The organism is Sphingomonas sp. ID0503 (assembly GCF_048565625.1).
GTDB lineage: Bacteria > Pseudomonadota > Alphaproteobacteria > Sphingomonadales > Sphingomonadaceae > JBLZUR01.
The window spans coordinates 3,126,157-3,151,182 of sequence record NZ_JBLZUR010000002.1 but is presented as its reverse complement, the minus strand read 5'-3'; the positions used below and the strand labels follow the sequence as shown (position 1 = coordinate 3,151,182).

26 protein-coding genes are annotated in these 25,026 nt (G+C 67.7%); 20 read left to right on the top strand and 6 right to left on the bottom strand.

Features of this window, described 5'->3' with window-relative positions; translation table 11 throughout:
* Nucleotides 1-56 precede the first annotated feature (56 nt).
* The gene (locus ACM608_RS16450; RefSeq protein WP_419684655.1) at nucleotides 57-275 is read left to right on the top strand and encodes a hypothetical protein; all 219 of its coding nucleotides are present in this window, start codon (nucleotides 57-59) and stop codon (nucleotides 273-275) included.
* 4 nt (nucleotides 276-279) lie between these two features.
* Here the strand turns inward: ACM608_RS16450 and ACM608_RS16445 are convergent, their stop codons facing one another.
* The gene (locus ACM608_RS16445; protein WP_419684653.1) at nucleotides 280-549 is read right to left on the bottom strand and encodes a GlsB/YeaQ/YmgE family stress response membrane protein; all 270 of its coding nucleotides are present in this window, start codon (nucleotides 547-549) and stop codon (nucleotides 280-282) included.
* Nucleotides 550-651: 102 nt separating this feature from the next.
* Here ACM608_RS16445 and ACM608_RS16440 point away from each other — a divergent pair, with 102 nt between their 5' ends.
* From ACM608_RS16440 to ribH, 11 genes are read left to right on the top strand one after another with little or no spacing between them, the layout of a single operon-like run.
* Nucleotides 652-1,143: a dihydrofolate reductase gene (locus ACM608_RS16440; protein ID WP_419684651.1), complete on the top strand. Its 492-nt coding sequence runs from the start codon at nucleotides 652-654 to the stop codon at nucleotides 1,141-1,143.
* Nucleotides 1,144-1,163: 20 nt separating this feature from the next.
* Entirely contained in the window at nucleotides 1,164-2,105 is a 942-nt protein-coding gene (locus ACM608_RS16435; RefSeq protein ID WP_419684649.1) for a bifunctional riboflavin kinase/FAD synthetase, read from the top strand.
* A 10-nt stretch (nucleotides 2,106-2,115) separates the two neighbouring features.
* The gene (ileS, locus tag ACM608_RS16430; protein ID WP_419684648.1) at nucleotides 2,116-5,067 is read left to right on the top strand and encodes an isoleucine--tRNA ligase; all 2,952 of its coding nucleotides are present in this window, start codon (nucleotides 2,116-2,118) and stop codon (nucleotides 5,065-5,067) included.
* Nucleotides 5,060-5,572, top strand: a complete 513-nt coding sequence (lspA, locus tag ACM608_RS16425) for a signal peptidase II (RefSeq protein WP_419684647.1) — start codon at nucleotides 5,060-5,062, stop codon at nucleotides 5,570-5,572. Before ileS ends, lspA begins: the two co-directional genes overlap by 8 nt.
* Nucleotides 5,565-5,990 (top strand): DUF3035 domain-containing protein, encoded by a 426-nt coding sequence (locus ACM608_RS16420; RefSeq protein WP_419684646.1) that lies wholly within the window; start codon nucleotides 5,565-5,567, stop codon nucleotides 5,988-5,990. The genes lspA and ACM608_RS16420 overlap by 8 nt, the downstream gene beginning before the upstream one ends.
* A gap of 21 nt (nucleotides 5,991-6,011) precedes the next feature.
* A complete protein-coding gene (locus ACM608_RS16415; RefSeq protein ID WP_419684643.1) occupies nucleotides 6,012-7,343 on the top strand; it encodes a glutamate--tRNA ligase in 1,332 nt (443 codons plus the stop codon).
* Between the two features lie 38 nt (nucleotides 7,344-7,381).
* Nucleotides 7,382-7,705: a hypothetical protein gene (locus tag ACM608_RS16410; RefSeq protein WP_419684642.1), complete on the top strand. Its 324-nt coding sequence runs from the start codon at nucleotides 7,382-7,384 to the stop codon at nucleotides 7,703-7,705.
* A gap of 17 nt (nucleotides 7,706-7,722) precedes the next feature.
* Nucleotides 7,723-8,757: a bifunctional diaminohydroxyphosphoribosylaminopyrimidine deaminase/5-amino-6-(5-phosphoribosylamino)uracil reductase RibD gene (gene ribD, locus ACM608_RS16405; RefSeq protein WP_419685259.1), complete on the top strand. Its 1,035-nt coding sequence runs from the start codon at nucleotides 7,723-7,725 to the stop codon at nucleotides 8,755-8,757.
* Between the two features lie 9 nt (nucleotides 8,758-8,766).
* Nucleotides 8,767-9,378 carry a riboflavin synthase gene (locus ACM608_RS16400; protein ID WP_419684641.1) on the top strand — a complete coding sequence of 204 codons (612 nt, stop codon included), beginning with the start codon at nucleotides 8,767-8,769 and terminating at the stop codon, nucleotides 9,376-9,378.
* Nucleotides 9,368-10,513 carry a 3,4-dihydroxy-2-butanone-4-phosphate synthase gene (gene ribB, locus ACM608_RS16395; RefSeq protein WP_419684640.1) on the top strand — a complete coding sequence of 382 codons (1,146 nt, stop codon included), beginning with the start codon at nucleotides 9,368-9,370 and terminating at the stop codon, nucleotides 10,511-10,513. The genes ACM608_RS16400 and ribB overlap by 11 nt, the downstream gene beginning before the upstream one ends.
* On the top strand, nucleotides 10,513-10,935 hold the full coding sequence (ribH, locus tag ACM608_RS16390; RefSeq protein WP_419684639.1) for a 6,7-dimethyl-8-ribityllumazine synthase: 423 nt from the start codon (nucleotides 10,513-10,515) through the stop codon (nucleotides 10,933-10,935). The genes ribB and ribH overlap by 1 nt, the downstream gene beginning before the upstream one ends.
* A gap of 136 nt (nucleotides 10,936-11,071) precedes the next feature.
* Here ribH and ACM608_RS16385 read toward each other — a convergent pair whose 3' ends face one another.
* A complete protein-coding gene (locus tag ACM608_RS16385) occupies nucleotides 11,072-12,163 on the bottom strand; it encodes an alkene reductase (RefSeq protein ID WP_419684638.1) in 1,092 nt (363 codons plus the stop codon).
* Between the two features lie 59 nt (nucleotides 12,164-12,222).
* Here ACM608_RS16385 and ACM608_RS16380 point away from each other — a divergent pair, with 59 nt between their 5' ends.
* A complete protein-coding gene (locus ACM608_RS16380; RefSeq protein WP_419684637.1) occupies nucleotides 12,223-13,140 on the top strand; it encodes a DMT family transporter in 918 nt (305 codons plus the stop codon).
* Here the strand turns inward: ACM608_RS16380 and ACM608_RS16375 are convergent.
* The gene (locus tag ACM608_RS16375; RefSeq protein WP_419684636.1) at nucleotides 13,137-15,209 is read right to left on the bottom strand and encodes an AsmA family protein; all 2,073 of its coding nucleotides are present in this window, start codon (nucleotides 15,207-15,209) and stop codon (nucleotides 13,137-13,139) included. The genes ACM608_RS16380 and ACM608_RS16375 overlap by 4 nt on opposite strands.
* Nucleotides 15,210-15,392: 183 nt before the next feature.
* On the opposite strand from ACM608_RS16375, the gene rpmI reads away from it, so the two are divergent.
* The 5 genes from rpmI to pheT all read left to right on the top strand — a co-directional run bounded on the left by rpmI (nucleotide 15,393) and on the right by pheT (nucleotide 20,592).
* Nucleotides 15,393-15,596 carry a 50S ribosomal protein L35 gene (gene rpmI / locus ACM608_RS16370; protein ID WP_419684635.1) on the top strand — a complete coding sequence of 68 codons (204 nt, stop codon included), beginning with the start codon at nucleotides 15,393-15,395 and terminating at the stop codon, nucleotides 15,594-15,596.
* A 13-nt stretch (nucleotides 15,597-15,609) separates the two neighbouring features.
* On the top strand, nucleotides 15,610-15,987 hold the full coding sequence (gene rplT, locus ACM608_RS16365) for a 50S ribosomal protein L20 (RefSeq protein ID WP_419684634.1): 378 nt from the start codon (nucleotides 15,610-15,612) through the stop codon (nucleotides 15,985-15,987).
* Between the two features lie 102 nt (nucleotides 15,988-16,089).
* The gene (locus tag ACM608_RS16360; RefSeq protein WP_419684633.1) at nucleotides 16,090-17,085 is read left to right on the top strand and encodes an aldo/keto reductase; all 996 of its coding nucleotides are present in this window, start codon (nucleotides 16,090-16,092) and stop codon (nucleotides 17,083-17,085) included.
* Nucleotides 17,086-17,125: 40 nt separating this feature from the next.
* Nucleotides 17,126-18,211: a phenylalanine--tRNA ligase subunit alpha gene (gene pheS / locus ACM608_RS16355; RefSeq protein ID WP_419684631.1), complete on the top strand. Its 1,086-nt coding sequence runs from the start codon at nucleotides 17,126-17,128 to the stop codon at nucleotides 18,209-18,211.
* Nucleotides 18,208-20,592 (top strand): phenylalanine--tRNA ligase subunit beta, encoded by a 2,385-nt coding sequence (gene pheT, locus ACM608_RS16350; protein WP_419684630.1) that lies wholly within the window; start codon nucleotides 18,208-18,210, stop codon nucleotides 20,590-20,592. The genes pheS and pheT overlap by 4 nt, the downstream gene beginning before the upstream one ends.
* Here the strand turns inward: pheT and metW are convergent.
* Genes metW through metX form a run of 3 tightly spaced genes read right to left on the bottom strand, consistent with a single transcriptional unit; the run spans nucleotide 20,589 to nucleotide 22,725 of the window.
* Entirely contained in the window at nucleotides 20,589-21,179 is a 591-nt protein-coding gene (gene metW / locus ACM608_RS16345; protein WP_419684629.1) for a methionine biosynthesis protein MetW, read from the bottom strand. The genes pheT and metW overlap by 4 nt on opposite strands.
* A complete protein-coding gene (locus ACM608_RS16340) occupies nucleotides 21,176-21,607 on the bottom strand; it encodes a GNAT family N-acetyltransferase (protein WP_419684628.1) in 432 nt (143 codons plus the stop codon). The genes metW and ACM608_RS16340 overlap by 4 nt, the downstream gene beginning before the upstream one ends.
* Nucleotides 21,607-22,725: a homoserine O-acetyltransferase MetX gene (metX, locus tag ACM608_RS16335; protein ID WP_419685257.1), complete on the bottom strand. Its 1,119-nt coding sequence runs from the start codon at nucleotides 22,723-22,725 to the stop codon at nucleotides 21,607-21,609. Before metX ends, ACM608_RS16340 begins: the two co-directional genes overlap by 1 nt.
* A 212-nt stretch (nucleotides 22,726-22,937) precedes the next feature.
* Here metX and hisC point away from each other — a divergent pair, with 212 nt between their 5' ends.
* Both hisC and ACM608_RS16325 read left to right on the top strand, forming a co-directional pair.
* Entirely contained in the window at nucleotides 22,938-24,041 is a 1,104-nt protein-coding gene (hisC, locus tag ACM608_RS16330; RefSeq protein ID WP_419684627.1) for a histidinol-phosphate transaminase, read from the top strand.
* Entirely contained in the window at nucleotides 24,041-24,949 is a 909-nt protein-coding gene (locus ACM608_RS16325; RefSeq protein WP_419684626.1) for a prephenate/arogenate dehydrogenase family protein, read from the top strand. The genes hisC and ACM608_RS16325 overlap by 1 nt, the downstream gene beginning before the upstream one ends.
* The last annotated feature ends 77 nt before the right edge of the window (nucleotides 24,950-25,026 follow it).

The window sequence follows — 25,026 nt, the reverse complement described above, 5'->3', positions numbered from 1 at the left end:
CGTTCTGCGGCGATTGCGAACAGAATGGGCGAACCAGATCCGGGGGGACTTGGGTGATGAGTGAAGTTCTGCAGTTTGCGCTGTTTACCTACGCGATGGTGGCGATCTTCGTCGTCCAGAGCGTAAGCCGCAACGCCCGTGAGGCGCGGATGGGGCCGACCATCCTGACATGGACCGCCTATGGCCTCATGTCCTTTTCAGCGGCCTTGTTCGTGATGCTCGCCGGCCTCGTAGCGGCGGTAGGTCTAGGACTGACCCAGCCGCCGCTGGTGTGACCTCTTAACGTACCGTTCCGCGACGGAAGAGGTTTACGATCGCCAGAAGGACGATCGCGCCGAGGAACGAGACGAGGAGTGAGCGGACGTCGAACGCACCGCTGGTGATCGGCGCGCCGCCGAGCAGCGGGGTCAGCAGGAAGCCTGCGAGCAGTGCGCCCGCGATCCCGACCACGACGTTGAGGAAGATGCCCTGCTGCGCGTCGGTACGCATGACGATGCTCGCCAGCCAGCCAAGCACGCCGCCGACGATGAGTAGAATGATCAGGCCCATATCCGTACTCCTGCGGTCCGGGCCTCTATGACCCGTTTTCCGCATTACGCAGGAGACCTCCGCCCGGTTCCGGAAATGCGCGGAAACGCGTAAGCAATGCTGATGTCGAGCCGTCCGGAGATCGTGTTTGTCGTCGCCCGCGCCCGAAACGGCGTGATCGGGCGGGACGGAAAGCTGCCCTGGCACATCCCCGCCGACCTGAAGCATTTCAAGGCGAAGACGCAGGGCGCGCCGATGATCATGGGGCGCAAGACATTCGACAGCCTGCCCGGCCTGCTGCCGGGCCGCGCGCATATCGTGCTGACCCGGGACCCGCATTGGTCGGCGGAGGGCGCGATGGCGGTCTACAGCGCCGAGGAGGCGCTGGCGGCGGTCGAGGGGACACGCGTGTCGGTGATCGGCGGGGCGGAGATCTTCGCCGTCTTCGCGGACATCGCCGACAGAATCGAACTGACCGAGATCAATCGCGACTATGAAGGGGACGCATCCATCCCTGCGCCCGACCCAGCGGTGTGGGTCGAAGTAGAGCGTGAGGTCCACGGGTCCGAGGGAGAGCGGCCCGGCTTCGCATTCGTGACTTTGATACGGCGTTGAGCCCCCCTATAGCCGCGGGCATGGAGCGGCTGGACGGCGGCAGCGTGCTTCCCGCCGGGTTCCGCGGCGGGGTGATCGCGCTCGGCAATTTCGACGGATTTCACCGGGGGCATCGCGCCGTTGCGGATGCGGCGATCGCGCGTGCGCGCGCCATTGGCGGGCCGGCGATCATCGCGACCTTCGCGCCGCATCCGGCGTGCTTCTTCCGGCCTGACACGCCGCCATTCCAGCTGACCACGCTGGAGCAGCGCCAGCGCTTCTTCGCTGAGGCCGGGGCCGACGCGATGCTGGTCTTCCCCTTCGACGCGCGGATGGCGGAGGAGAGTGCGGACGACTTCGTGCTGAAGCGGCTGGTCGGCGCGATCGGTGCCAAAGGCGTGGTGACCGGCGTGGACTTCACCTTCGGCAAGGGGCGCAGCGGCGACATCGCGCTGTTACGGGACCTTGGCGGTCGGCACGGCCTGACCGTCGAGGCCGTGGAGCCGGTGCGGGATGCCGAGGGAATCATCTCCTCATCCCGCATTCGGCAAGCCTTGCGCGAGGGCGACTGCGGAACGGCGGCGGCGCTGCTCACCCGTCCCTTCGTGATCGAGGGGCAGGTCGAGCATGGCGCAAAGCTGGGGCGGACGATCGGCTACCCGACCGCCAACGTTGCGCTGGGCGGGTACATCCGGCCGCGCTACGGCATCTATGCGGTGCGCGGGCATCTGCCCGATGGCCGCGAGCTGGAGGGGGCGGCGAATATCGGCGTCCGCCCGACCTTTGACCCGCCTATCGAGCTGCTGGAGGCGTTCTTCTTCGACTATGCGGGCGACCTCTATGGACAGACGATCGGGGTCGAGTTCGTCGGCTATATCCGGCCGGAGGCGAAGTTCGACACGCTGGACGCGTTGACCGCGCAGATGGACAAGGACTGTGCCGAGGCCCGCGCCATCCTTGCGAGGACATCCCGCCTCCCCTAAGCGGCAGGCCATGTCCGATTCCGCCGATCAAGCCCCCGATTACCGGGCGACCGTGTTCCTGCCCAAGACCGACTTCCCGATGAAGGCCGGCCTCGCGCAGAAGGAGCCGGCCATTCTCGCGGAATGGGAGACGGCGGACCTCTACGGCCAGGTCCGCGCCAAGCGGAACGGCAAGCCGCGCTACATCCTCCACGATGGCCCGCCCTACGCCAATGGCGACATCCATATGGGCCATGCGCTGAACAAGGTGCTGAAGGACATCATCGTCCGGTCGAAGACGCTGCAGGGGTTCGACGCGCCGTATATCCCCGGATGGGACTGCCACGGCCTGCCGATCGAGTGGAAGGTCGAGGAGCAGTATCGCGCCAAGAAGCTGGACAAGGACGCGGTCGACCCGATCGCCTTCCGCGCCGAATGCCGCGCCTATGCCGAGAAATGGGTCGACGTGCAGCGCGGCCAGTTCAAGCGGCTGGGCGTGCTGGGGCGGTGGGACGACCCATATTTGACGATGAAGTACGAGGCCGAGGCGGTGATCGCGGGCGAGCTGCTGAAGTTCGCCGAGACGGGGCAGCTTTATCGCGGTGCGAAGCCGGTGATGTGGAGCCCGGTCGAGAAGACCGCGCTGGCGGAAGCGGAGGTCGAGTACGAGGACATCACCTCGACGCAGATCGATGTCGGGTTCGAGATCGTGGATTCGCCGATCAAGGAGCTGATCGGTGCGCATGCGGTGATCTGGACGACGACGCCGTGGACGATCCCGGTCAACCAGGCGATCGCCTATGGGCCGGAGGTTGAGTATGTTGCCGTGCGTGCGGGTGGTCGCGTTTTCCTTGCAGCGCAAGAGCTTCTTAATTCGACCTTGCAGCGGGCCGAAAGCAGTCCTTGGCTATCTGAAGGCAGTGGCTGGACAGTAACGTGGGCGGGCAAGGGTTCTGAACTCGCCGGCACAATCGCACGCCATCCGATGCACGAGCGCGGCGGCTTCTTCGCCAAGCCCCGTCCGTTCCTGCCGGGCGAGTTCGTCACCACCGATACCGGCACAGGCCTCGTCCATATGGCGCCGGATCATGGCGAGGACGATTTCGAGCTATGCAAGGCGAACGGGATCGATCCGGTCTTCGCGGTGCGCGACGACGGGCGGTATCGCGAGGATTGGGCCTGGCAGGGCGGGCAGAGCCTGTCGGTCATCAACCCGAAGCTGAACGCGCCGGAGGGGCCGATCTGTTCGGACCTGCGGGAGGCGGGGGCGCTGCTGGCGGCGTCCTACGACTACAAGCACAGCTATCCGCATAGCTGGCGGTCCAAGGCGAAGATCATCTTCCGGTGTACGCCGCAGTGGTTCATCGCGATGGATCGGGCGATTGGGGAAAAGCTCGTTCGCGCTGAGCCTGTCGAAGCGCCAGCGGAACCGTCGGCACTGGCCCTTCGACAAGCTCAGGGCGAACGGCCGGACAGCTTGGGTCACTCGGAAACCGGGGGCAAGACCCTGCGCCAGATCGCCGAGCGCGCGATCAAGCAGACGCGGTGGGTGCCGGAGCGGTCGCGGAACCGGATCGGGACGATGGTCGCGGGGCGGCCGGACTGGGTGATCAGCCGGCAGCGGGCCTGGGGCGTGCCGATCGCGCTCTACGTCAACCGCAAGACCGGCGAGTACCTCCGCGACGAGGCCGTCAATGCGCGCATCCTGGAGGCGTTCAAGGCGGGCGGCGCGGATGCCTGGTATACCGCCGATCATCAGGAGCTGCTGGGCAACAGCTACAGCCTCGACGATTACGAGGTCGTCCGCGACATCCTCGACGTGTGGTTCGACAGCGGCTCCACCCATGCCTTCGTGGTCGAGCCGAATTATCCGGGGCTGATCGCCGACCTCTATGTCGAGGGGTCGGACCAGCATCGCGGCTGGTTCCAGTCCTCGCTCCTCGAAAGCAGCGGAACGCGGGGGCGCGCGCCGTATCAGGCGGTCTTGACCCACGGCTTCGCGCTGGACGGACAGGGGCGCAAGATGTCGAAATCGGTCGGCAACGTGGTCGACCCGCTGAAGATCATGGACCAGAGCGGGGCGGACATCCTGCGCCTGTGGGTCGCGTCCACCGACTATTTCGACGATGTGCGGATCAGCAACGAGGTGCTGGCGGGCGCATCGGACGGATACCGGAAGCTCAGGAACACGTTCCGCTACCTGCTCGGCGCGCTCAGCGACTTCGATGCGGAGGAGTGGACCGGGGACGAAGAGTTGCCGGAGCTTGAGCGCTGGGTGCAGCACCGGCTGGCCGAGCTGGACGCCGAGCTGAAGGCGGCGGTCGAGGCCTATGAGTTCAACCGCTATGTGACGGCGCTCAGCACCTTTGCGAACAACGACCTGTCGGCGTTCTTCTTCGATATCCGCAAGGACGTGCTCTATTGCGACGGGCAGGCGAGCCCCGTGCGGCAGGCCTATCGCACCGTGCTCGACCAGGTGTTCCACGCTCTGGTCCGCTGGTTCGCGCCGATCCTCGTCTTCACGACCGAAGAGGTATGGAAGAGCCGGTTCGACGGCGTTGGCGGGTCGATCCATCTGGAAAGCTGGCCGGTGATCCCGGAGGGCTGGCGCAACGACGAACTCGCCGCGCGGTGGAACCGGCTGCGCGACATCCGCTTCGTCGTGACCAACGCGATCGAGCCGCTGAGGCGCGAAAAGGTGATCGGATCGAGCCTCGACGCCAAGGTGACGCTGGCGCTGGGATCGACCGAGGACCGCGCGCTGGTCGCGTCGGTGCCGTTCGCCGACATCGCCATCGTCTCTGAGCTGGAGGTGGTCTCCACCCGCGAGGGATCGATGCACACGGTGGAGGGTGTCGAGGGCGTCGGCGTGCATGTCGAGCCGACGGCGCGGCATAAGTGCGGGCGGTGCTGGCGGAAACTGCCCGAGGTGGTGGACGACGGCGCGCTCTGCGACCGATGCGGCGACGTGGTGCATGGCTGATATGGCGCGGCCGCAGAAGGCGGCGTTCCTGATCGCACTTCTGGTGTTCCTGGCCGACCAGCTGGTGAAATACTGGGTGACCGAGGTCGTCCGTCTGCGCGCGGCGGGGTTGATCGAGATCCTGCCGATCTTCAACCTGCGCTGGGTGGAGAATCCCGGCGTATCGATGGGCTTCCTCACCGCAGAAACCGACTTCCACCGCTGGCTGCTCGTCATCATGACCGGGCTGATCGCCTTCGGTGTCTTCGTGTGGATCATGCGCGAGCGGAGCCGGGCGGAGGCGATGATCCTGGGCGCGGTGCTGGGCGGCGCGCTCGGCAACATCCTCGATCGCGCGCGGCTCGGCTATGTGGTCGACTATGCCGATCTGCACTTCGGCGGGTGGCAGCCCTTTTATGTCTTCAATGTCGGCGATGCGGCGATTAGCATCGGCGTCGTCCTTCTCCTTTATCGCGCGGTTTTCGCGAAAGGGGACAAGCCCGGTTCGGAGGTTCGCGATGCGTAAGGTGGTTCTGGCGGCGACGGCCGTCTGCGTGACGCTGGCTCTCGCCGGCTGCGGCAACAACAAGCGCGGCTATGCGCGCAGCGGGCTGGACGAGTTCGCGGTGGCGCGCCGCGCGCCGCTGGTCGTGCCGCCCGACTTCGCGCTCGCCCCGCCCAAGCCCGGCGCGCCGCGCCCGCAGGAGGCGGATTCGAGTACCCAGGCGCTGCAGGCGATGTTCGGCGGCCCGGCGCCGCGCAGCGCGGGTGAGAACGGCGTGCTGAACGAGGCGGGGTCGGCGCGTGCGGCGGCACCGGGCATCCGTACCGATGTCGGCACCGGCGGCACGCCGACCGTTGTCGACAAGGGTGCGACGACGCAGCAGATCATCGCGGCCCCCGCCGGCAGCGGCCAGGACGCGCAGGTCTCGACCCCGCAATAAGCAGCCGGAGGATCGCCGCACATGGCGAGCCCCGCCGTCACCCGCTTCGCGCCGTCGCCGACCGGACGGCTGCATGTCGGCAATATCCGCACGGCGCTGCACAACTGGCTGTGGGCGCGGAAGACGGGCGGGCGATTCCTGCTGCGGCTGGACGATACCGATGCGGAGCGATCGACCGAGGCCTTTGCCGAGTCGATCCGAGGGGATCTCGCCTGGCTGGGACTGCATCCGGACGGGAGCGTGCGGCAATCGGAGCGGTTCGACCTCTACGAGGCGGCATTTGCACGGCTGAAGGCGGCCGGCCGGGTCTATCCGGCATACGAAACCGCGCAGGAACTGGACCTCCGCCGCAAGGTGCTGGCCGGGCGGGGGCTGCCGCCGGTCTATGATCGCGCGGCGCTGAACCTGACCGACGTCCAGCGCGCGGAACTGGAGGCGAGCGGGGTCGCGCCGCATTGGCGGTTCAAGCTGGATCACGATGAGCCGATCGTCTGGGACGATTTGATCCGGGGGCCGCAGAAGCTCGACCCGTCGCTGATGTCCGATCCCGTCGTGCGCCGGGCGGACGGGACGTGGCTCTACATGCTGCCGAGCGTGATCGACGACATCGACATGGGCGTGACGACTGTGGTGCGCGGCGAGGACCATGTCACCAATACCGGGCTGCAGCTGCAGATGTTCTCGGCTCTGGGTGCGACACCACCCGCCTTCGCGCATGAGGCGCTGCTGACCGGCGCGGAGGGCAAGCTTTCCAAGCGGCTGGGGTCGCTGGGGGTGGACGCGTTCCGTGTCGCAGGGGTCGAGTCGGTGACGATCCTGGCGCTGCTCGCGCGGATCGGGACGAGCGATCCGGTGGTCGCGGTCGCCTCGCCCGAGCCGCTGGTCGAGGGGTTCGACTTCGCCCGCTTCGGCCGGGCGCCCGCCCGCTTCGATGAAGCGGAGCTGGTGGCGCTGAATGCCAAGACGCTGCACCTGATAAGCTTCGAGCAGGTGGCCGATCGCCTGCCGACGGGGATGACTGCGGCGGGATGGGACGCGATCCGGGCCAACATCGCGACGCTTGCCGAGGCTGCGGACTGGTGGGCGGTGGTGACCGGGCCGGTGGTCGCGCCGGAATTGGACGAGGCGGATCGCGCCTTTGTGTCCCGCGCGGCGGAGATCGCCGAGGGGCTCGACTGGGCCGAGCCCTGGCCGGCGCTGACGGGTGCGCTGAAGGCGGAGACCGGGCGCAAGGGCCGGGCGCTGTTCCTGCCGCTCCGCCTGGCGCTGACCGGGCGGGAGCATGGGCCGGACATGGCGGCGCTGCTGCCGCTGATCGGGCGCGAAGAGGCGATCAGGCGCTTGAGGGGCTGAGACTGGCGGGTCCGGTCCGGAGCGCCTATCTTGCGCGCATGGCCATGCTGCCCCGCCCTGCCCGCCCGAGCGTCCTCGTCGCCGATATCCGCGCCTTCTTTGCGACGCGGGAGAAGCATCAGCTGATCTTCGCGGGGCTGGCCGTGCTGGTGCCGGCGCTGATCATCTGGGGGTTCTATCACGACGCGGCGATGGACCAGCCGCCGACGCGGACGATCATCTACGTCCAGAGCTGGCCCGCGAACCGCAGCGACGAAGAGATCATCGCGCAGCAGAAGATCGACAAGGCGATTAAGGACAAGGCCGCGGCTGAGAAGCAGGCGGCGTACAAGCGCCTTGCCGACAAGCTCGGCATCGAGTGACCGACGACGAACGCTGGATGGCCGCCGCGCTCGCTTTGGCGGAGCGCGGGCGCGGCCGGACAGCGCCCAACCCCAATGTCGGCTGCGTGATCGTAAAGGATGCGCGAGTCGTCGGGCGTGGCTGGACGCAGGCGGGCGGACGTCCCCATGCCGAGGCGCTGGCGCTGGAGCAGGCGGGCGAGGCGGCGCGTGGCGCGACCGTCTACGTGACCCTGGAGCCTTGTGCGCATCTGTCCGAACGGGGACCGGCCTGTGCCGACCTGCTGGTCGCGGCGAAGCCGGAACGGGTCGTCATCGCGCTGACCGATCCGGATGAGCGGACGAACGGTCAGGGGGTCGCGCGGCTACGGACCGTGGGGATCGTGGTTGCGACGGGCGTGCTGGCCACCGAGGCGCGCCGGTCGATGGCAGGGTTCCTCACGCGCCGGCGCTTCGGCCGTCCGCATGTCACGCTGAAGCTCGCGACCTCGTTGGACGGGATGATCGCGCGGGCGGATGGGGAGAGCCGCTGGATCACCGGCGATGCCGCGCGCGCGCATGTCCATCTGGAGCGGAGCCGGCATGAGGCGATCCTGGTGGGGCGGGGGACCTGGGAGTCGGATCGCCCGAGGCTGGATGTGCGGCTGGCGGGACTGGAGGGGCGGAGTCCAAGGCGGTTTGTGTTGAGTTCCGCTCGTCATCCCCGCGAAGGCGGGGATCGCTTGACGGAAACGTCAGCGTTGGATTCGAGCGATCCCCGCTTTCGCGGGGATGACGCGGTCCGGGGAGAGAGAAGGGTCGATGGGATCGCCTCGCCCCGGGACATCGCCTCGCTCCCCGCCGACCACCTGTTTGTCGAGGGCGGGGCGCGGACTGCCGCCGCCTTCCTCTCGGCCGACCTTGTCGATCGGCTGCTGCTCTATCGTGCGCCGATCCTGATCGGGGCGGGGCGGAGTGCGCTCGGCGAGATCGGGCTCGCCAGCCTCGCCGAGGCGCATGGCCGGTGGCGGCGCGTGGATGCCCGGATGCTTGGCAATGATGCTCTCGAAGTCTACGAGCGCGCGCGGGATTAGAGGCTGATCATGTTCACCGGAATTATCACCGATATCGGCCGTATCGCTTCCGTCGAGAACCGGGGCGACATGCGCGTCACTGTCGAGGCGGGGTACGACCATGCGACCATCGACATGGGCGCGTCGATCTCCTGTTCGGGCGTGTGCCTGACAGTGGTCGACAAGGGGCCGGGCTGGTTCGCGGTGGACGTGTCGGGGGAGACGATCTCCCGCACCGCCTCTCAATGGAGCGCGGGGAGCCGCCTCAACCTCGAACGCGCGATGAAGATCGGCGACGAGATCGGCGGGCATATCGTCACCGGTCATGTCGACGGCACGGGTACGGTGCGCGCCATCCAGCCCGATGGCGACTCGCGGCGGATCGGCTTTTCGGTCGGGCCGGCGCTTGCCCCGTATCTTGCCGCCAAGGGATCGGTGACGATCGACGGCGTGTCGCTGACCGTGAACGAGGTGAGCGACCAGCCAGACGGCACCACCCACTTCGCCGTCAACATCATCCCCCATACCGCCCAGGTAACGACGCTTGGTGCGTTGGCCGAAGGGGATATCGTCAACATCGAGATCGACGTGCTCGCGCGTTACCTCGCCCGCATGGAGGAGGTCCGCCGCCATGAACGCTGAACCCAACAAGATCCGCCACGCCTTCCTCTCCTCGCCCGAGGAGATCATCGACGAGGCGCGCAACGGCCGGATGTTCATCCTGGTCGATGACGAGGATCGCGAGAACGAGGGTGACCTTGTCATCCCCGCGCAGATGGCGACGCCGGACGCGATCAACTTCATGGCGACGCACGGCCGAGGCCTGATCTGCCTGGCGTTGACCAAGGGCCGCGTCGACCAGCTCGGCCTGTCGCTGATGAGCGCCAAAAACGGCACGCGGCACGAGACCGCCTTCACCACCTCCATCGAGGCGCGCGACGGGGTGACCACCGGCATTTCCGCCGCCGACCGCGCGCGCACCGTCGCGGTGGCGATCGACGCCTCCAAGGGGCCGGAGCATATCGTGACACCGGGCCATGTCTTTCCGCTGATCGCGCGCGAGGGCGGGGTGCTGGTGCGCACCGGCCATACCGAGGCGGCGGTCGATGTGGCGCGGCTGGCAGGCCTCAATCCGTCCGGCGTGATCTGCGAGATCATGAAGGACGACGGCACCATGGCGCGGCTGGACGACCTGATCGCCTTCGCGCAGCGCCATGCGCTCAAGATCGGGACGATCCGCGACCTGATCGCCTATCGCCTGCGCAAGGATCACCTGCTGGAGCGGCGGGTCGAGGCGCGCTTCACCAGCCGCTGGGGCGGGGAATGGACGGGCGTCACCTTCTACAACAAGGCGACCGGTACGGAGATCGTCGCGCTGGTAAAGGGCGCGATCGACCCGGCGGGCACCACTTTGGTGCGGATGCACACCTTTTCCCCCTTCGACGATCTGTTCGGCGAGGAGTTCCCGCGACGGGGGCTGTTGCAGCGGTCGATGGAGGTGATCGGCGAGAAGGGTAGCGGGGTCGTGGTCGTCATCAACCGCCAGATGGCCGGATCGACCGCGCGGATGATCCATGCCCGCGCGCAAGGCGCCGAAGAGGGCAGCCCGGAGATGGACGAACTGCGCGACTACGGCGTCGGCGCGCAGGTGCTGGCGGCGCTCAACGTCCATGACATGGTGCTGCTGACCAATTCCCGGCACACACTGGTGGCGCTCGGCGGCTATGGCCTGTCGATCGTCGGCGAGCAGGACATCGATCTGGGAGGTCTCGACTGATGGCACGCCTGCTGATCGTGGAAGCGCGGTTCTACGACCATCTGAACGACCTGCTGATCGAGGGTGCGCGCGCCGCGATCGAGGCGGCGGGGCACCATGTCGACGTGGTCACCGTGCCCGGTGCGCTGGAGGTGCCGGCGGCGATCGCGATGGCGGCGGAGACCGGGCGCTACGAGGGGTTCGTCGCGCTGGGCGTGATCATCCGGGGCGAGACCTATCACTTCGAGGTGGTTTCGAACGAGAGCGCGCGCGGGATCATGGCGCTGACGCTGGACGGCATCGCGATCGGCAACGGCATCCTCACGGTCGAGAACGAAGCGCAGGCGCTGACCCGCGCCAGGGCCAACGAGAAGGACAAGGGCGGTGACGCTGCGCGCGCGGCGCTGGCGATGATGGCGCTGAAGGACCGGTTCGGGGCTTAATTTGATCCTCCCCCGCCAGGGGGAGGTGGCGCCTTCAGGCGCCGGAGGGGGAGGACGCGGTGTCCTGAGGCCTTCCTGTCCTCCCCCTCCGTCAGGCTGCGCCTGACACCTCCCCCTTGCGGGGGAGGATGAGGGGTCAGGCGGCCTTTGCCTCCTGTGCGGCCGGGTAGTCGGTGTACCCTTCCTCACCCTGCGAGTAGAGGAACGCCTCGCGCAGCGGGTTGTAGGGCAGGCCTTCCGCGAGCCGTCGGGGAAGATCGGGGTTGGCGATGAAGGGCCGGCCGAACGCGATCGCGTCGGCGGCGCCCGAGGAAAGCGCGGCATCCGCCTTCGCACGGTCGTAGTCCGAGTTCAGGATCAGGGTTCGGCTGAAGACCTTGCGGATTTCCGGCGCGACCGGCTCCACATCCGCCGCGCCGCGCGAGCCGTTGAAGTCGGGTTCGCGCAGTTCGAGGAAGGCTATGCCGATCTCCTCCAGCAGCTTCGCCGCCGCCGGGAAGAGCGCGTGGGGATCGCTGTCGTTGACCCCCTGCACCTCGCCGTTCGGGGAGAGGCGCACGCCGGTGCGCTCTGCGCCGACCACCTCGACAATGGCGCGGGTGACCTCGCCCAGCAGGCGGATGCGGTTCTCGATCGACCCGCCATAGCTGTCGGTGCGGTTGTTGGTGTTGTCGCGCAGGAAGCTGTCGATCAGGTAGCCGTTGGCGGCGTGGAGCTGCACGCCGTCGAAGCCGGCGGCGAGCGCATTGCGCGCGGCGTGGCGGTAGTCCTCGAGGAGCTGCGGCACCTCCTTTGCCTCCAGCGGGCGGGGCACCGGATAGGGCTTGTTGCCGTCATAGGTATGGGCATGGCCTGGAGCGGCAATTGCAGAGGAGGAGACCGGAAGCTCGCCGTCCAGAAGGTCGGTGTGGATCAGCCGGCCCATATGCCAGAGCTGCGCGACGATCCGCCCGCCCGCCGCATGAACGGCGTCGGTCACCCGCCGCCAGCCCGCGACCTGCTCGTCGGTCCAGATGCCGGTCGCGTACGGCCAGCCGAGGCCCTGGCGCGAAATGCCGATCGCCTCCGAGATGATCAGGCCGGCGCTTGCCCGCTGGGCATAATACTCCGCCATGATCGGCGTGGGCACGTGATCGCGGGTGCCGCGAGCGCGGGTCAGCGGCGCCATGAAGACGCGGTTCGGCGCGGTGATCGCACCCACTTCGATCGGATCGAACAAGCCCGGCATATCGGTTCCTTTGATCATCAGCCTTGCCGTCGGCGAAGAGATAGTGGTTAGCGTCGGCCATGCATCGCCGCAGCGCACAAGAACCTCTGTCCGGCGGCAAAGCGCGGCTCGCGGGGCTGCTCGGCCTTCCCTCATTGCTGCTCGCCAACGTGCTGCTCGCCTTCGGGCCGTGGATGGTGCGGCTGGCGGGTGTCGGGCCGGTGGCGGCCGGGTTCTGGCGGCTGACGATCGCGGCACCGCTGATCGTCCTCATTACCATGCGGCTCGGGCAGAGGCTGCCGGCGCGGAATGCGGGCGGGGCTTGGGTGGCGCTGGTCTGCGGCGGGCTGTTCTTCGCCGCCGACCTGGCCGCCTGGCATGCGGGCATCCTCCACACGCGGCTGGCGAACGCGACCTTGTTCGGCAATGTGACGAGCTTCCTGTTCCCGATCTACGGATTTATCGTGGCGCGGCAGCTGCCGGGGCGTGGGCAGGCGATTGCTCTCGCGCTGGCGGCGACGGGGGTCGTCCTGCTGATGGGGCGGTCGTACGAGCTTTCGCCGAAGAACCTGATGGGCGACGGGCTCTGCCTGCTGGCCGGCATCTTCTACACCGGATATTTGATCCTCGCCGATCGCGCGGGAAGCGTGTCGCCGTTCGGACGGCTGACCGTGATGACGCTGACGGGCACGCTCCCGCTGCTGCTGACCTCCCTGGCCTTCGGGGAGCAGGTGTGGCCGGACCATTGGGGTCCGCTCCTCCTCCTCGCGCTCGGCAGCCAGGTGTTCGGGCAGGGGCTGATCATCCTGTCGATCAGTCGGGTCGAGCCGATCGTCGTCGGGCTGACCCTGCTGATCCAGCCGATCATCGCGGCGACGCTCGGCTGGGTCTTCTACGGGGAGCGGCTGACCCTGCCGGACTATCTGGGCGCGGCGCTGATCGCGGGCGCCCTGCTGCTGGTCCGCCGGCCGCAGCCGCCGGCAGACGCCGCCGCTTAGTCTTTCTTCTTCTTCGACTTGCCGTCGCCGACGTCGTCGCGCGACTCGCCGTCTTTGGTCTTCTGGGCCGCGGCGCTGGCACCCGAGAGGACGGGGCCGCAGGCGGCGCCCTTGGCATCACCCGGATCGACGAAGGCGAGGATGCCGGCGAGCGGCCCAACCGCCAGCGCCGCCGCCGCACCAACGCCGCCACGCGCCAGCAGCTCCGGCGTGATGATCTGGATGCCGGGCGCCGCGAAATGGCCGCTGATGCCGACCGGCGACTGGCCGGAGAACAGGCTGATCTTCTTGGCGTCGGCGCGGAAGCGGATGTCCAGCGACTCGTCCTTGAAGCTGAAGCCGCCGGTGCCGAGCATGACGTTCTTCTTGGTGTCGATCAGGATCGGATCGGCGCTGGCATTGCCGTCGCGCACGGTGAAGGCGATCAGGCCGCAGTTGATCTCGACCGGCTTCTTCAATTTATCCTGGAACATCTTCTGAACGAAGGTGCCGACGTCGAACTCGGCGAGCTGGATGTACTGCGTCCAAAAATCGCCCTTGGGCAGGATGATGGCGATGCGCCCGTCGGAGGAGGCGAGCGATTCGCGGACGGTGTCACCCTCCCCGCTCATCTTCACGCGCGCCTTCACCGTGCCGGTGGTGCCGTTGTTCGACACGCCGAAGCCGGAGAGCAAACGCCCCATCGGCGTTGGCGACAGGCGGATGTCGTAGGTGGTCTCGACCGGCTTGGTCCGCGCGTTGATCTCGATGTCCGAGGCGAGATGGCCGCCGGCCACGTCCATCGTGAGCGGCGACAGCTTGAGCAAGGTGTGATCGAGATCGAAGGTGAGCTTGATGTTCGACACCGGCAGACTGGGTGCGCGGATTGTCTTCACCCGGTAGTTCACATGGGCATCGAAGATCTTGAGCGATTCGATGCGGAGCGGCGCATCCGGCAAGATGCGGGGCGCGCCGCCCGTCTGCTCGACCGCCGCGACCGCGCCCTTTGTGGCAAGCGCGTTCGGCTCGTAGCCCATGAAGGGTCCGATATCGATGATGTCGACCTTGTTCGACGACAGGTCGGCGACGATCTTCAGCCGGTCCTCAGGTGCCGGCATCGAGATGGTCATCTTGCCGGCGAGGTCCGAATCTCCGAACCCGCCGCGCATCCGGGTGAAGCGCCACTCCTCCCCCACCTTGGTGAGGTCGGAGCGGAGGCGGTAGCGGCGGGTGTCGGGCACGGCGACGCCGATGAAGTCGAACAGACGGGCGAGGTTCGGCCCGCGTACGTAGAGGTTGAACAGCCCGCCCTCGATCTCGGTCACGCCGGGCAGCTTGCCGGTGACGTCGAGGATGTTGCCGATCGAGGTTGCGTGCATGCGGAAGTTGAGCGCGTCGCCCTCAAGCGTCGCATTCGGGGCAACGATCGCGCCGTTCATCACGAAGGCCTTGCCGCGCATCGTGCCGTCGCCGGTGAAGCTGATGTCCTGCGTGACGGCAGTGTTCTGCGCGCGGACGGTGTTCACCTTGATGTCGGTGACAAGCTGCAGCAGCGGATCGCGATAGTGGAGTTCGGTGCCGGTGATCATCGCGCGCTTGATCAGCGGCAGGGTGAAGGGTTCGCCCTTTTGGTTCGGATCGCCGAAGGTCCAGGTGTTGCGCTTGTTCGCGTCGTCCCATTCGAGGTCGGCGCGGCCATCGATCAACTCGGCCGTGTAGATCTTGTAGCGATCGCCGAAGACGAGGCTCCAGGGGCTGACCCAGATCTCCAGGTGCTTGGATTCCCAGAAGTTGGGACGCGGTGCCCAGGCCGGGTTGGTGACGGTCAGGCCGTCCGCCAGGAACTTCAGCTTGAAGGGTGCGAAATAGAGCTGGAAATCGCCCGCAACCGTCACCTTGCGCTCGGTCGACCCGGAGACGATCCGCTCGAACGTGTGCTTGAGGAAGCGGCCCTTGGTGATGAAGAGGATCGCCCAGGCGAGCACGATCAGGCCGATGATCGTCGCGAAGATCGAGAGGCCGATGCCGAGGGCACCCTGCCCCCGCTCTGTACGGGGCCAGCGGCGTGGAGCGGGTGCGGAGGTAGCCATGACGGTTGCAAACCGCCAAAGCGAAGGCCGGTTCCGAAACGACGGGGCCGAGGGCGGTCCTGAATCGGTTGCCTCAGCGCGGACTCGTCGCTATAGGCCCGCGCTCTCGCGATTTGGAAAGACTGCCCGGCTAAATGGGCTGCCGTGGCCGTCTGCTAACGTCGCACTTACGAGGAGATGAAAATGCCCAAGCTCAAGACGAAGAGCGGCGTCAAGAAGCGCTTCAAGCTTACCGCCACCGGTAAGCTGAAGCACGGCGTCGCCGGCAAGCGCCACCGCCTGATCAGCCATAACGGCAAGTATATCCGCCAGAACCGCGGCACCTCCGTGCTTTCCGACGCCGATACGGCGACGGTGAAGCTCTGGGCGCCTTACGGCCTCAAGTAAGGAGCGCTGAGACATGGCACGCGTCAAACGCGGTGTAACCACCCGCGCCAAGCACAACCGCATCCTGGAAGATGCAAAGGGCTATTACGGCCGCCGCAAGAACACCATCCGCATCGCCCGCCAGGCGGTGGAGAAGGCCGGACAATACGCTTACCGCGACCGCAAGGTTAAGAAGCGTTCGTTCCGCGCGCTGTGGATCCAGCGCATCAACGCGGCCGTCCGCGTCGAAGGCCTGACCTACGGCGTGTTCATGCACGGTCTGAAGCTGGCCGGCATCGAGCTTGACCGGAAGGTTTTGGCCGATATGGCGATGCACGAAGGCGCGGCGTTCTCCGCCGTCATCGCGCAGGCCAAGGCGGCCCTGCCGGAGGACGCCCGCGTCGCGGCGTAACCTCTGACCGGATCGAGTTGAGGGCGCGGGTGGCGACACCGGCGCCCTTTTCTTTTGTCCGTGGCGCACCCACCTCCCGCCCCGCCAATCTGGAGGTTCCCCATGCGCTATCGCGATCTCGCCCCCGGCCTAACCGTCTCCGCCATCGGGCTCGGCTGCATGCCGATGGCCGGGATTGGCTCCGGCATGTACGGGCAGGCGAGCGAGGACGAGTCGATCGCGACCCTGCACCGCGCCTTCGACCTCGGCGTCACCTTCCTCGACACGGCAGAGGTTTACGGGCCGTACAAGAACGAGGAACTGGTTGGCCGGGCGATCAAAGGCCGTCGCGAGAAGCTGGTGATCGCCACCAAATTCGGTTTCCGGATCGAGGACGGGAAGATGTCCGGCGTCGACTCGCGACCCGAGAACGTGCGCCGCGCGTGTGACGAGTCGCTGCAGCGGCTCGGGATCGAGACGATCGACCTCTATTATCAGCACCGCGTTGATCCGAACGTGCCGATCGAGGAGACGGTGGGCGCGATGGCGGAGCTGGTGCAGGCGGGCAAGGTCCGCCAGCTCGGGCTTTCCGAGGCGGGGGCGAACACCATCCGCCGCGCCCATGCCGTTCACCCGATCGCTGCCGTGCAATCGGAATACTCCCTTTGGGAGCGCGGCGTGGAGGAGGACATCCTGCCGGTGCTGCGTGAACTCGGCATCGGCTTCGTGCCCTATTCCCCGCTCGGCCGCGGCTTCCTGACCGGCAGCATCAAGTCGCGCGCGGACCTCGGCGAGGGTGACTACCGCCTCAACGATCCGCGCTATTCGGAAGAGAACTTCGACACGAACTTCGAGGTCGTCCGCGTGGCGGAGGCGATCGGCGCGCGGCATGGCGCATCGGCGGCACAGGTGGCGCTCGCCTGGCTGCTCGCACAGGGTGACGACATCGTGCCGATACCGGGCGCCAAGCGCCGCGTCACGATGGAGGACAGCGCTGCCGCCGCCGACCTGGACCTGACGGCGGAAGACCTCGCCGAGCTGGAAGCGGCCGCGCCGTGCGGACAGACCGCCGGCGAACGCTACGGCAACCCCGCCGTGCTGGCGATGACCCGCCTCTGAGGTTGACGGCGGCGCGGCTTCACCGCATCGCCCTCAGCCCATGACCGATCTGCCCGCACTCCAATCCGGTCTCCTGTCGGAGATCGCCGTTGCCGACCTTGCCGCGCTGGAGGCGGTGCGCGTTCGTGCTCTCGGCAAGCAGGGGGAGGTGACGGCGCTGCTCAAGACGCTGGGCGGCATGTCGCCGGAGGAGCGGCTGGTCGAGGGTCCGCGTATTCAGGGGCTGCGCGAGGCGGTGACGGAGGCGATCGCCACGCGGAAGGTGGCGCTGGAGCAGGCGGCGCTCGATGCGCGGCTGGCTTCGGAGAAGCTGGACCTGACGCTGCCGGCGCAGGCCGCGCCGCAGGGGTCGGTGCATCCGGTCAGCCAGGTGATGGACGAGCTTGCGGAGATCTTCGCTGATTTGGGTTTCGCCGTCGCGACCGGGCCGGAGATCGAGGACGACTGGCACAACTTCACCGCGCTCAATATCCCGGAGACGCATCCCGCCCGGGCGATGCACGACACGTTCTATTTCCCGGAGGGCGCCGACGGTGGGCAGAAGATGCTTCTTCGCACTCACACCTCGCCCGTGCAGATCCGCACGATGATGACGACACCGCCGCCGATCCGCATCATCGCGCCGGGCCGCACCTACCGTTCCGACAGCGATGCGACGCACACGCCGATGTTCCATCAGGTCGAGGGGCTGGTGATCGATCGCGGCATTACGCTCGGCCATCTCAAATGGACGCTGGAGACCTTCGTGAAGGCGTTCTTCCAGCGCGACGACATCGTCCTGCGCCTACGCCCCAGCTACTTCCCCTTCACCGAGCCGTCGGCGGAGGTCGATGTCGGCTTCACCCGCGACAAGACGGGTCGCCGCGTGATCGGCGGGGCGGAGCCGGACGGGTGGATGGAGATCCTGGGTTCCGGCATGGTTCACCCGAAGGTAATCGCGTCCTGCGGGCTCGATCCGGCCGAATGGCAGGGTTTCGCCTTTGGCTGCGGGATCGATCGGCTGGCGATGCTAAAATACGGCATGGACGACCTGCGCGCCTTCTTCGACGGCGATCTGCGCTGGCTGCGGCACTACGGGTTCGCGGCGCTGGATGTGCCCACGCTGAGCGGGGGAGTGGGGGCATGAAGTTCACCCTGTCCTGGCTCAAGGGGCATCTCCTCACCGACGCCACAGCGACTGAGGTGGCCGAGACGCTGACCCGCATCGGCCTGGAGGTCGAAAGCGTGGAGAACGCGGCGGAGGCGCTGGCGCCGTTCCGCATCGCCCGGGTGCTGACGGCCGAGCGGCATCCGCAGGCGGACAAGCTGCAGGTGCTGTCCGTGGATGCCGGTGACGGTCCGCTGCAGGTGGTCTGCGGCGCGCCGAATGCGCGGGCGGGGCTGGTCGGAGTGTTCGGCCCGCCCGGTGCGTATGTGCCGGGTGCGGACATCACCCTGAAGGTCGCGGCGATCCGCGGTGTCGAGTCGAACGGCATGATGTGTTCGACCCGCGAGCTGCAGCTTGGGGAGGACCATGACGGGATCATCGAGCTGCCCGAGGATGCGCCGGTTGGTGCCGTCTATGCCCAATGGGCGGGGCTGGACGATCCGCTGTTCGACGTGGCGATCACGCCGAACCGGCAGGATTGCATGGGCGTCCGGGGCATCGCGCGCGATCTGGCGGCGGCGGGGCTGGGGACGCTGAGGCCGCTGGCGGAGGTTTATCGGCAGACGTCGCTGGAGCCGGTGGTGGGTGACGAAGCCGCGCCAGAGGTACAGACAGACGATCCGGCGGGGTGCCCGGCCTTCTACGCGCAGAACGTGTCCGGCGTCACGAATGGCCCGGCGCCGAAGTGGATGGCGGACAGGCTGAAGGCGGTCGGGCAGAAGCCGATCTCCGCTCTGGTCGATATCACCAACTTCGTGTCGATCGACCTTGGCCGTCCGCTGCACGTCTATGACCGCGCCAAGCTGACAGGCGGGCTGACCGCACGGAAAGCGGTACAGGGCGAGGAACTGCTGGCCTTGAACGGCAAGACCTATGCGCTCGACCCGTCGATGACGGTGATCGCCGACGAAGCGGGGGTGCTGGGTATCGCGGGCGTGATGGGTGGGGAGGCTTCGGGTGCGTCGGAGACGACCACAGACGTGCTGATCGAATGCGCGTTCTTCGATCCCGATCACATCGCGCTGACCGGGCAGAAGCTGGGGCTGACCAGCGACGCTCGCCAGCGGTTCGAACGAGGCGTCGATCCGGCTTTTGTCGAGGAGGGGCTGGCGCTGGCGACGCGGCTGGTGATCGAGCATTGCGGCGGACGGCCGAGTGCTGTGACGCGAGCGGGGACTTCGCCTGCGGCCAACCGGACCGTGCGTTACGATCCTACGCTTTGCGAGACGCTGGGCGGACTTGCAGTCGCGGCGGATCGGCAGAAGGCGATCCTCGAACGGCTCGGATTCGCCGTAGCGAGCGACTGGACCGTCACCGTGCCGACATGGCGGCGCGACGTGGACGGGCCGGCCGATCTGGTCGAGGAGGTGATCCGCATCGAGGGCATCGACAAGGTGCCGGTCACCCCGCTGCCGCGTGCCGAGGGTGTCGCGAAGCCGACCGCCCGCCCCGAGCAGCTTGTCGAGCGCCGGGTGCGGCGGACGGCGGCGGCGCGCGGGCTGAACGAGGCGGTGACCTGGTCGTTCATCGCCGAGAAGGAAGCGGCACCGTTTGGCGGGGGCGCTTGGACGCTGGCCAATCCGATCAGCGAGGATCTGAAGGTCATGCGGCCCTCGCTGCTGCCCGGCCTGATCGGCGCGGCCCGGCGCAATGCCGATCGCGGGGCGACGAGCATCCGTCTCTTTGAGATCGGGCGGCGCTATCTGGCGGATGGCGAGCGGACGACGCTTGGCCTGCTACTAACGGGCGACCGCGTCGGCCGGAGCTGGCAGGGCGGCAAGGCGCAGGCGTTCGATGCCTATGACGCGAAGGCGGAGGCTGTCGCGATCCTCGCGGCGGCTGGCGCGCCGGTGGAGCGGTTGCAGGTGCTGGACGGCGCAGGTGCCGCCTATCACCCCGGCCGGTCGGCGCGCCTGTGCCTTGGGCCGAAGCAGGTGCTGGCCGAGTTCGGCGAGTTGCATCCTTCGCTCGCCAAGGCCTTCGACCTCGACGGCACGGCGGTCGCGGCGGAGATCTTCCTGGATGCGGTGCCGGCCAAGCGCGAGAGCGGGTTCATGCGGGTGGCCTACGCGCCGCCGGCATTGCAGGCGGTGAAGCGCGATTTCGCGTTCCTACTGGGTGCAGAAGCACCGGCCGACGCGCTGCTCCGCGCGGTCAGGGCCGCGGACAAGGTGGCGATCGTGGATGCGGCCCTGTTCGACGTGTTCACCGGCGCGGGCGTGCCGGAGGGGCAGAAGTCGGTGGCGATCGAGGTGACGCTGCAGCCGGCTGAGAAGAGCTTTACCGATGCGGAGCTGAAGGCGATTTCCGAGCGGATCGTCGCGGCGGCGGCGAAGGCCGGGGCGACGCTGCGGGGCTAGCGGCGGATCAGGAACACCGCGTGTTCCGCCCGGAAGTTGGCGGCGGCGGCGCTGGTCTGGCGGTCGCCGTTCAGGAACCAGGCGCGTTCCAGAGTAATGCCGCGTTCCTTCACCAGCGCGCGGAAGTCGTCCACCGTGACGTGGTGGATGTTCGGCGTGGCGTACCAGGCGATCGGCAGTGTGCGGGTGACCGGCATCCGCCCACCCCAGAGCAGCGATGCCCGCACTCGCCAATGCGCGAAGTTTGGGAATGAGACGAAGGCGCGGCGGCCGATGCGGAGCAGCTGTTCGAGCACCTTGTCGGGCGCGCGCGTCGTCTGCAGCGTCTGGCTGAGGATCGCGTAATCGAACGCACCATCGGGGTAGCCGGCGAGGTCCACGTCGGCGTCCCCCTGCACCACCGACAGGCCGCGCGAGACGGCGGTGGCGACATCACGGCCGTCGATCTCGATGCCACGCGCGCTCACCTGCCGCTGGTCACGGAGGGCCACCATCAGCGCGCCGTCCCCGCAGCCGACATCGAGCACCCGGCTGCCCGGCTCCACATTGGCGGCGATGATCGCGAGATCGGGGCGGAGACCGGTCACCGGCTTGACGCCTGCGGATCGTAGCGCTGCATGAAGGGCGCGGGGTCGCCTTCGGTGATGCGGGTCCAGCCGTGCCGTTCGTAGAGGCTGTGCGCGTCGCGGGTGTTCAGCGTCCAGCGGCGGAGGTTCTGCAGGCGCGGATGGCCGTGGAAGTAGCCGAGCATCGCGGAGGCGAGGCCTTTGCCCTGATGATCCTCCAGCACGAAGACGTCGGCAAGATGGGCGAAGGTCGCGTGATCGGTGACGACCCGAGCGAAGGCGACCTGCACTCCGTCCTTGTAGACGCCCACGCAATGCGACCCGGCGAGGGCGCGGGCGACGAGATCGCGTCCGATGCCCGGCGACCAGTAGCTGCGGGACAGATATCCGTGGATCACGTCCAGCTGGAGCGCGGCGGGATCGTCGGAGAGGGTGTAGGCCGGGTCCATCACGCGCGCCCGCCGCGCAGGAAGCCGCCGACCACCCGGTCGAGTTCGGGCACGTCGAGGAGGAAGGCGTCGTGGCCGAAGGGGGAGGAGAGTTCGACGAAGCTCGCCTCCGCGCCGGTGGCGTTCAGCGCCTGGACGATGGCGCGGGATTCGGCGGTCGGATAGAGCCAGTCGGTGTCGAAGCTGACCAGGCAGAAGCGGGTCTGCGACCGGGCAAAGGCGTTGGCGAGGGTGCCGCCATGCTCCTCCGCCAGATCGAAATAGTCCATCGCCCGGGTGATGTAGAGGTACGAGTTGGCGTCGAAGCGGTCGGTGAAGCTGAGGCCCTGATGCCGCAGGTAGCTTTCGATCTGGAAGTCGGCGTCGAAGCCGAAGGTCTTCGCCTCCCGCGCCTGGAGGCGGCGGCCGAACTTGCTCGTCAGGCCCGCCTCCGACAGATAGGTGATGTGGGCCGCCATGCGGGCGACGGCGAGGCCGGCGGCGGGCGGATCGCCGCTGTCGTAATAGTCGCCGCCGCGCCATTTAGGATCGGCCATGATCGCCTGCCGCCCGACCTCGTGAAAGGCGATGTTCTGCGCGGAATGGCGGGCAGCGGACGCGATGATGACGGCGGAGCGGACGCGATCCGGAAAGGTCGCCGCCCATTCCAGCACCTGCATCCCGCCCATTGACCCGCCGACCACCGCGAAGAGGCGGTCGATGCCGAGATGATCGATCAGCATCGCCTGCGCGCGCGCCATGTCGCGGAGCGTGATGACCGGGAAGGTCATGGCGTAGGGCTTGCCGGTGGCCGGATCGGTCGAGGCGGGGCCGCTGGAGCCGAGGCAGGAACCGATCACGTTGGCGCAGATCACGAACCAGCGATCGGTGTCGATCGGCTTGCCCGGCCCCACCATTCGCGCCCACCAGCCTGGCTTGCCAGTAATCGGATGGGCGGAGGCGACGTGGTGATCGCCGGTCAGCGCGTGACAGACGAGGATGGCGTTCCCGCGATCGGCGTGGAGCGAGCCATAGGTCTCGTAGGCGATCTCGACCGGCGCGAGGCTGCCGCCGCCATCGAGCGCCAGCGGCCCGGGCAGAGTGACGCGACGATCGAGGCCGAAGCGCGTGTCCAGCATGGGGGCGCGATGCGCGGGGGCGGGGCGGGTGTCAACGTGGGCCATCACCGTCTGTCCCGAGCGAAGTCGAGGGCGATGGCCGAGCGTAGCCGAGGTCTTGGCAGATAGGACATCTCGGCTTCGCTCGATGTGGGTCCCTCGACTTCGCTCGGGATGGGCGGCGTGAGGGTACGCCTTCACCTCCTCCACCGGCTCGGCTAAAGCGCGCGGCCATGAGCGAACCCATACCCAAGCCGTGGATCACGGCGATCGCGCCCTATGTTCCCGGCCGCGCTACGACCGACGATGGCCGGCGCGTCCACAAGCTGTCGTCCAACGAGAACCCGCTGGGCACCAGCGCGGCCGCCAAGGCGGCGTTCGCGGCGGCGGAGGTGACGCTGGATCGCTATCCCGATGCGGCGGCGGCGAAGCTGCGTGAGGCGCTGGCGGCGAAGTACGGGCTGGATCCGGCGCGGATCATCTACGGGACGGGATCGGACGAGATCCTGCATCTCGTCGCCGGGGCCTATGCCGGGCATGGCGACGAGGTGCTGTACGTCCGCTACGGATTCTCGGTCTACCCGCTCGCGGCGCGGCGCGTCGGGGCGACGCCGGTCGAGGCACCGGACGAGGATTACGGCACCAATGTCGACACGCTGCTCGCCCATGTAAACGCGCGGACGCGGGTGGTGTTCGTCGCCAATCCGAACAACCCGACCGGCACGTTCATCCCCAAGGCGGAGATCGCGCGGCTGCATGCCGGGCTGCCGAAGGACTGCATGCTGGTGATCGACCAAGCCTATGCCGAATACCTGACCGAGGCCGAGGACGATGGCGGGCTGGCGCTGGCCGAGAGCGAGCCGAACGTGCTGGTGACGCGGACCTTTTCCAAGATCCACGGCCTTGCCGCCGAGCGGATCGGCTGGGGTTACGGATCGGCGAAGGCGATCGATGCGATGCACCGCATCCGCGCGCCGTTCAACGTGACGACGGCGGGGCAGGAGGCGGCGATCGCGGCTCTTTCCGCCGATGACTTCGTCGAAGCTAGCCGGGCGCATAACGACCGCTGGCGGGCATGGTTCGCGGAGCAAGTCGAGGCGATCGGCCTGCGTGCGGTGCCGAGCAAGGCGAACTTCGTGCTGGTGCTGTTCGAGGGCGCGCTGTCGGCCGAGACCGCCTATCATGGGCTGATGGACCGGGGATACATCGTCCGCTGGCTGCCCAATCAGGGGCTGCCCCATGCCTTGCGCATTACCATCGGCACCGAGGACGAGGTGAAGGGCGTGGTCGCGGGGCTCAAGGAGCTGGTCGCGCAGGCGCAGACCGTATCCGCCTGATGCTGCCATTCTCCCGCGTCTCGATCATCGGCCTGGGGCTGATCGGCTCCTCGATCGCACGGGCGATCCGGGCGGAGATGCCGACCGTCGCGATCACCGGACATGATGCCAACCCCGATGTCCGCGCCAAGGCGATCGAGCTGGGCTTCGCCGACGACGTGACCGACACAGCGGGTGCGGCGGTGATCGACGCCGACCTCGTCATCCTGGCGGTGCCGCTCGGCGGAATGCGCAGTGTCGGCGAGGCGATTGCGGCGGATTTGCCGGCAGATGCGATCGTGTCCGACGTGGGATCATCCAAGGAGGCGGTGGCGAATGCGCTGGCCGAGGTGCTGCCCGGCCATGTCGTGATTCCGGGCCACCCGGTCGCGGGCACGGAGAACAGCGGGCCGGAGGCGGGGTTCGCTAGCCTGTTCAAGGGCCGCTGGTGCATCCTGACGCCGCCCGCCGATGCGCCGGAGGCGGCGGTCGAGCGGCTGCGCAGTTTCTGGGAGCGGCTGGGGGCCAATGTCGAGATCATGGACGCGCGGCACCACGACCTCGTGCTCGCCGTGACCAGCCATCTGCCGCACCTGATCGCCTACACCATCGTCGGCACCGCATCCGACATGGAGGAGGTGACGCGAAGCGAGGTGATCAAGTTCTCGGCCGGCGGCTTCCGCGACTTCACCCGCATCGCCGCGTCCGACCCGACGATGTGGCGCGACGTTTTCCTGGCGAACAAGGACGCGGTACTGGAAATGCTGCAGCGGTTCAGCGAGGACCTGACTGCCCTGCAGCGCGCGATCCGCTGGGGCGACGGCGACACGCTTTACGAGCTGTTCACGCGGACGCGGGCGGTGCGGCGGTCGATCATCGAACAGGGGCAGGACGATGCCGCGCCGGATTTCGGACGGAGCCACGATTAGGTTGCTGCTTCTCGCCGTGCCGGAACGTTGGTCGAGGGTTAAGCGGTGGACGGAGAGGACCGGTCTTGCTAATCGTT